Raw genomic sequence first — 1,720 nt, 5'->3', positions numbered from 1 at the left:
TCGTCGGCTCGCGCGACATCCTGACCGTCGCCCCGCTGGCGACCTTGCTGGCGACAGTGGCCGGCACGGCGCTCGGCCTCGTCACCGGCTATTTTCGCGGCTTCGTCGACGATGTCGTCAGCCGAATCCTGGAAGCCTTCATGGCGATCCCGGTGGTCATCGTTGCGTTGCTGGCGATCGTTGCGCTCGGCACCTCGAAGACGACGGTCATCGTTGTCATCGGCTTAAGCTTCGCGCCGATCATCGCGCGCACCGTGCGCTCCGCGGTGCTGGCCGAGCGTGAACTCGACTATGTCGCTGCCGCGCAGCTAAGGCATGAAAGTGCCCTGCATACGATGTTCGTCGAGATCCTGCCCAACGTCATTCCGCCGATCCTGGTCGAAACCACTGTGCGGCTCGGCTATGCCATCTTCGCCGTCGCCACGCTCTCCTTCATGGGTTTCGGCATCCAGCCGCCCTCTCCCGACTGGGGGCTGTCGATCTCCAACAATTACGGCATGATCGGCGGCGGCTTCTGGTGGACGGTGCTGTTCGATGCGCTCGCCATCGCCTCGCTGGTCATCGGCGTCAATCTGGCCGCCGACGGCGTTCACGGAGCGCTCAATGACTAACTCCGCCAAGGCCGAAAACGCACTCGAAGTCACCGATCTTTCGGTTGCCTACCGCGTCGCCGGCCGCAACCGCGCCGTGCTGCGTAACCTCAGCCTCACCATCGGCCAGGGCGAAGCCTATGGGCTGGTCGGCGAATCCGGCTGCGGCAAATCCACCGTGGCGCTTACGGTGGTGCGCTATCTGCCGAGAAACGGTTCTATCACCGGCGGCACGATATCGCTCGACGGCCAGAACGTGATGAAACTCGACGCCGAGGCGCTCAGGCGGGCGCGGGCCGAAAGCGTCTCCATGGTCTATCAGGACCCGGGCAAGGCGCTGAACCCGTCGATCCGCGTCGGCCGTCAGTTGACCGAGATTTTTGAACTCGGCGGCATTTCGGGACAAGCGGCCACCGACCGGGCGATTGCCATGCTGAACCGCGTGCGCATCTCCGACCCCGTCAGCGTCATGCAGCGCTACCCGCACCAGCTTTCCGGCGGCATGCAGCAACGCGTGGCGATTGCCATGGCGCTGGCCAACGATCCGTCGATGCTGATCCTCGACGAGCCGACGACCGGCCTCGATGCGACGGTAGAGGCCGAAGTGCTCGACCTGATCGCGCAGCTGCGGCAAGAACTCTCGGCCTCGATCCTGTTTATCAGCCACAACCTCGCCGTCGTCTCCAACATGTGCGACCGCGTCGGCGTGCTCTATGCCGGCATGCTGGTCGAGGAAGGACCGACGGAGGTCGTCTTCAACGACCCGCGCCATCCCTACACCGTAGCCTTGCTGCGCTGCCTGCCGCGCGGGGGCCAGCGCAAGGACCAGGGCCGCCTCGATACCATTCCCGGCTTCCTGCCCGGCATCGGGGCCGACATCAAGAGCTGCGCCTTCGCCGACCGTTGCGCGCTCGCCGACGACCGCTGCCGCAGCGAATCGCCGCCGCTCTACGATCTGGGCGGCCGGCTGTCGCGCTGCTTTCATCACGACAAGGCGCAGGCGCTGCCGCGTGCGACACCGAGCGATGTGGCGCCTGTACCAAGGGCGGCGGCAGCGCCGGTGCTGCGCGTCACCGGGCTGAACAAGACCTATGCCAGCCATGGCCATGCACTGCGCGCCGTGAAGGACG

At 65.8% G+C, this 1,720-nt stretch carries 2 protein-coding genes; both read left to right on the top strand.

Features of this window, described 5'->3' with window-relative positions:
- The coding region (locus tag EN914_RS34425) for an ABC transporter permease (protein WP_164779136.1) at nt 1-611 on the top strand (611 nt) is incomplete at its 5' end.
- On the top strand, nt 604-1,720 hold a 1,117-nt coding region (locus EN914_RS34420), incomplete at its 3' end, for an ABC transporter ATP-binding protein (protein WP_164779135.1). The genes EN914_RS34425 and EN914_RS34420, both read left to right, overlap by 8 nt.

Source organism: Mesorhizobium sp. M7A.F.Ca.CA.001.08.2.1, assembly GCF_003998455.1.
GTDB classification, from domain to species: Bacteria; Pseudomonadota; Alphaproteobacteria; order Rhizobiales; family Rhizobiaceae; genus Mesorhizobium; species Mesorhizobium ciceri.
The sequence above is the reverse complement of the archived record's forward strand: the minus strand, read 5'-3'. Positions and strand labels throughout refer to the sequence as shown.